This window comes from Roseimicrobium gellanilyticum (assembly GCF_003315205.1).
In the GTDB taxonomy this organism is placed as follows: domain Bacteria; phylum Verrucomicrobiota; class Verrucomicrobiia; order Verrucomicrobiales; family Verrucomicrobiaceae; genus Roseimicrobium; species Roseimicrobium gellanilyticum.
Genome location: NZ_QNRR01000003.1, coordinates 513,850 through 518,793, shown reverse-complemented (window position 1 = coordinate 518,793; position 4,944 = coordinate 513,850). Strand labels below are relative to the sequence as shown.

Annotated in this window: 4 protein-coding genes; all 4 read left to right on the top strand. The window is 59.3% G+C overall.

From position 1 onward, the window contains the following. Positions 1 to 80 precede the first annotated feature (80 nt). The 4 genes from DES53_RS12035 (at position 81) to DES53_RS12020 (ending at position 4,943) form a co-directional block, all read left to right on the top strand. Positions 81 to 1,049: an ABC transporter substrate-binding protein gene (locus DES53_RS12035; RefSeq protein ID WP_113958506.1), complete on the top strand. Its 969-nt coding sequence runs from the start codon at positions 81 to 83 to the stop codon at positions 1,047 to 1,049. Then, a complete protein-coding gene (locus DES53_RS12030; RefSeq protein WP_113958505.1) occupies positions 1,046 to 2,815 on the top strand; it encodes a PAS domain-containing sensor histidine kinase in 1,770 nt (589 codons plus the stop codon). Before DES53_RS12035 ends, DES53_RS12030 begins: the two co-directional genes overlap by 4 nt. Next, on the top strand, positions 2,812 to 3,519 hold the full coding sequence (locus DES53_RS12025) for a response regulator transcription factor (RefSeq protein ID WP_113958504.1): 708 nt from the start codon (positions 2,812 to 2,814) through the stop codon (positions 3,517 to 3,519). Before DES53_RS12030 ends, DES53_RS12025 begins: the two co-directional genes overlap by 4 nt. Positions 3,520 to 3,764: 245 nt before the next feature. Beyond that, a complete protein-coding gene (locus tag DES53_RS12020; protein WP_113958503.1) occupies positions 3,765 to 4,943 on the top strand; it encodes a fibronectin type III domain-containing protein in 1,179 nt (392 codons plus the stop codon). The last annotated feature ends 1 nt before the right edge of the window (position 4,944 follow it).

Here is a 4,944-nt window from a genome sequence, read left to right as displayed (position 1 = left end):
GGGGCCACAAAGGCCTTGTTTTTAGGGTCTAAGCGGGAACCTTATTGTCCTGGGCATGTTTTCTTGCATGGATACTTGAGATGACATCCCGGCTTTCAGTAGTTGTTGTGGCCTTTCTGGCGGCAATTTTTGCCGTTGCCGGGGTGTTTTGGCCTCCGGTGCAATGGACGAGTCCCCTCACCGTGGCGGTGGGCACGTGGCCCGGTGTGGAGCCCATTGCCCTGGCGGATGAGATGGACTACATCCCTGACAGCATCACCATCATGGAGATGCCCTGGCCCTCGGCCACGATGAGGGCATTCGAAAATGGTGCGGCTGACGTCGCCGTCCTGACCTTGGACGAAATGCTCAGGCTCGCCGAGCAGGGACACGACATCCGGGCCGTATTGGTGATGGATATTTCCAATGGTGCTGATGCCATTGTGACGAGGCCGGGTGTGGCAGGCATCAAGGACCTGAAAGGACGCCGCATTGGGGTAAGCCTTACGTCGATGGGATCCTATGTATTGTCACGGGCGCTCGACAGGGAGGGGTTGAGCATGGCGGATGTGCAGGTGGTCCCGTTGAATGTTGCAGAATCTGCCGGTGCCTTCCTTGAGCAGAGCCTTGATGCCGTGGTGACATCCGAGCCCTTTCGTTCCAAAGTGATCGAGAACGGCGGGGTGGAGATCTTCAGTAGCAAGGAGTTGCCTCGTGAACTCGTGCGAGTACTCGCCGTACGGGCGGATGTGCTGGAGTCCCGCCTGCCGGCGTTGAAGCAACTGGTGGATGGGCATTTCACCGGCCTGGAAATGCTCCGGGAAGGGGCGACCCCAGAGGCGATTGAGGCCATCGCCCGGAGAGAGTCGCTCACGGTGGATCGTCTACATGAGGTGCTCACCCTTCTCCACCAGCCAAACAAGGAAGAGAACGTCACCCTTTTGAGCCCTGGTCCGCAGGGATTGGAGGGCACTATTGAGAAGATTGGCCAGTTCCTTGCGAGAAAGGGGGTAATCGACAGGCCGCGCACGGATCATGTCTGGACGGATGCGCGGTTGTGCCAGCCATGATGCCGAGATTTGCCAGCACCCTGCAGTTCCGGCTCTCCGCCATCCTGCTGCTCTTCGGAGCCGCGCTGGTGGTGTCGAACCATGTCATGCAGCTTCGGCGTGAGGAGGAGGTGCGGAGGAAGTCGCTGGAGCTGCTGGCTTACTCCGATGGCACCCGCATGTCCGGTGTGGTGCAGCATCTGCTGGCGCGGAGCATGCATCACGCGGTGGACCTGGAGATGAGCTATGTCTCTGCCACGCCGGATCTTGTCCGCGGTGTGATCAGTGATCAGCATGATGTCGTGCAGCACTCCTCCAAGCGGCAATGGACGGGCCTTCCGCTGGACTCTACGCCACTGCGGATCGCACGACCTCTCATGGCAAAGGCAAGGCAGACCATGCAGGGGCAGATTCATGAAGTGGATCCGGGCAAGCGCTACTTGTCGGTATTCCCCTATCTGACCGGGAACTATTTTACGGAGAAGGGTCTGGTCATCATGGAGTACGATCTTGCACGGGCCATTGCTGAGGCTCGTGCTCATGCGCTGAACCAGACCATCTCGCGCAGCTTCCTCCTGCTCGCCGCGTGCCTGCTGCTCTGGCTCCTGCTGCAACACCTGGTGACCTCCCGCGTGCAGCAGCTCATTTCGCAGGCGAAGGCCGTGGGCACGGGGGCACCCCTGCCAGAACCACTGCGTGGCAATGACGAACTGGCTCGCATTTCCCGCAGCTTCCTGGAAGCCTCCACCAATCTGCGCGACACGGAAACGCAATTGCAGAAGATGATGGAAAATCTCCGGGACGTCTTCTGGATGGCGCCCCTGAAGAAACCTGCCGATCTCAGTGTGAATGATGCCTATGAGGTGTACTGGAATCGCAGCCGTACCCGACTGGTGACGCATCGGTGGGACTGGCTGCATGCCGTGCCCAAGGAAGAGCGTCGTCGTTTGTTGCTGCTGCTTCGCGACCTTCAGCAAGGTGGGGAGTCCGCAGAGGTCGAGCTGCGGCTGGTGCATGCAGGCAAGCCGGCGCGCTGGCTGCAGGTGCGTGCCTTCGTGGTGAAGGATCACCGCAATGAACCCTATGCACTGGCGGGTTTTGCCTTCGACGTCACGGAACGAAAGACCGTGGACAAACAATTGCTGCAGGCAGCCGAGGAAGAGCGTCGGCGCATTGGCAGTGACCTGCATGATGATGTGTGCCAACGACTGGCCGCTGCGAAGCTGAAGAGCGGTGTGCTGCGCAAGAGCCTGGTGGGCGCGCATCTTCCCCAGGCAGAGCTGGCGGGTGAGCTCGCGTCCGATCTCGCCCTGGCGAACAATCTGGTGCGTGGCTTTGCGCGAGGCCTCATGCCGGTGGCCAGTGGTGTGGAAGACTTGAGCCCGGCCATTCAGGAGCTGAGCCGCTTCATCACGAGTTCATTCCAGGTGCCTTGTGTCGTGCATTGTTCAGAGGGCATCTCCCAGTTCGATCCCGAGATGAGCACGCATGTCTATCGCATCGCGCAGGAGCTGGCAGTGAATGCAGCCAAGCATGCGCAGGCCACCCGCATTCAAATCAATCTCGTGCAGGATGATCGTATGCTGCGGCTCGAAGTCCTGAATGACGGTGTCGCCTTTCCAGCCAGCCCACCTCGCAATGCGGGCATGGGGCTCCACATGGTGCAGAGACGTGTGGAAGTCCTCGGGGCTAGCATCTCCTTCCAGCCGAGGCCGGGAGGAGGCACCAAAGTCGTCTGCGAAGTCCCTGTTGCAAGCCTTGCCACGGGGAGTGAACTTGCCTTATGAAACGAACCGAAAACCCAGAAACGACGGCCGGCGTGCAGCGCGTGGCCATTGTCGATGATCACACATTCATGCGAGAAGGCATGAAGCAGTTCATCGACAGTCTCGACGGCTTTGAATGCGCATGGACTGCGCCCAATGCCACGGATGCCCTCACCCACCTCGAGTCTGACATGCCAGATGTGCTCGTGGTGGACATCACGCTGCCGGGCAGGAGTGGCCTGGAGCTGATCAAGGATGTGCATGCCCTGCATCCCAATCTGCCCCTGCTCGTGCTGTCCATGCACGAAGAGACGCTTTATGCGCACCGCGCCATCAAGGCGGGTGCCAAGGGTTATCTCATGAAGAGCGCGGACTACGAGATCTTCGAGCGTGCACTTCGCAAGGTTGCAGCGGGCAAGCTCTGGCTGAGCGAAGATATTGCGGACAATATCCTGCAGGCCTTCACCAGCGGCACGCCTCCCAAGGGTACGGATGGCCTTGATGCTTTGACCGATCGCGAGTTTGAAGTGTTCCAGCTTCTCGGTGAAGGACGCAGCACTCCGCAGATTGCAGAGGCCATGCGCATCAGTCCCAAGACTGTAGATGTGCATCGCGCGAATATCCGCGCCAAGCTGAAACTTGAAGACGGAGCAGCGGTGACGCGTCATGCCATTCGCTGGGGTGAATCCAATCGATTGAGTGCTTCCACAGGGCGACAGCCCTGATTGATTCTGCCAGAGCAAGAGGCAGTCAACTTGCACTGGGAGGCCAAAATGCTGACCAAAGATGCAGGTCGTGCGCAGCAATCCGGATTGCCGCACACGACCTGCGGAAGGTTGATCATTTATTTACGGGTATTTTCCCGTGATTGGGAGGAGACTGTCGCACCCCGCTCGATTCGCGACTCCGTGATTCTGTCACTTGGGGAAGCGATTGCGAACAGTCTGCGTCATCTCAATGACCCCGTCCCATGGAATGGCTGCTGCTCGCGCTGTTGGCCCCACTGGTTTTGGTGCCGGTGGTGTTGATGTGCGGATTCGCCGGATGCGGAAGCTTTGGTGCCGGTGAAGCACCCACGACGCCACCGCCGACGTCTCTGATCGCAGAGCGGACAGGCGACCGGAAAATTACACTGCGATGGACGCACCCGGAGGCGACCGCAAAATTCCGCATCTCACGAGGGGAGTCTTCGGGAAGTGTCGCGCCGGTCCCTGCGCTACAAGATATCGCTGGCACTCAGGCAGATGACATCGATCTCCCTGAAGGCACCACATTCTTTTATCAGCTCATTGCCACGGATGTCACGGGGACCGTGCTCTCCGCAGCCTTCACCTCTGCGGAAGCAAGTGCTACAACTCGCCCTGCCGCACCATCGGATCTGGTGGCCACGCCGGGACTCAACTCGAGCAATCTCACGTGGAAGAACAATTCGAACAAGGCCACGCGCTTCACTCTTGAACGTGCGGGTGCAAACTTTGAAATAACACAAAGCGGAGGCGCGCCGCCTGCTCATCAAGATACCACAACGACGCCCGGTACAACCTACGAATACCGCCTCCGTGCCTTTGTGGATGGCGTGAACAAGGGAGTGCCGGAGCGTGTGGTATCTGTGCCGGATGTCAAGGTGACGGTGACCACACTGTCCTTTAAACCAGTGTTCCCTCCGCCCACGGGCATGCCGGTCCCTCTCACTACCGATCAAGCTGCACCGGGCTTTTGTTTTGTGCAGCGCATTGGAACTGATCGCCTGGCGAACAGCGGCACTCAGGTGAGAGTGACGATCCGCGGCGCGGTGACAGGGCCACTCATCCTTTCTGCCATCACGATCTCCCATGCGGTTCCTTCGGGGGAGGCGTGGGATTCTGCGGCGCCGCTCGTGCTGCTGGGTACAAACGTCACCGTGCCCGCGGGCGTTTCTGTGACGCTTCCTCCTGCAGCGTTCGCGTTGGATAAAACCAAACCTCTTCTCATCGCCTTCGATGTTTCATCCACGATGGGCCAGGGCAATGTCCGTTACGGTCCTTTGGTGGATGCCCAGACCAAGATGTATGTCAAAGCGGCAACGCAGCAGGCGCAGACCGCAAACAGGGCATCCGACTTTCAGCCATCCAACAACTTCTACCTCATCGAAAAAATCGAGGCCGCCTAGC

Excerpts from the sequence above, each read along its gene's own strand:
- DES53_RS12035 (WP_113958506.1), top strand. The coding sequence starts at position 81 with ATGACATCCCGGCTTTCAGTAGTTGTTGTGGCCTTTCTGGCGGCAATT.
- DES53_RS12025 (WP_113958504.1), top strand. The coding sequence starts at position 2,812 with ATGAAACGAACCGAAAACCCAGAAACGACGGCCGGCGTGCAGCGCGTG.
- DES53_RS12020 (WP_113958503.1), top strand. The coding sequence starts at position 3,765 with ATGGAATGGCTGCTGCTCGCGCTGTTGGCCCCACTGGTTTTGGTGCCG.
- DES53_RS12030 (WP_113958505.1), top strand. The coding sequence starts at position 1,046 with ATGATGCCGAGATTTGCCAGCACCCTGCAGTTCCGGCTCTCCGCCATC.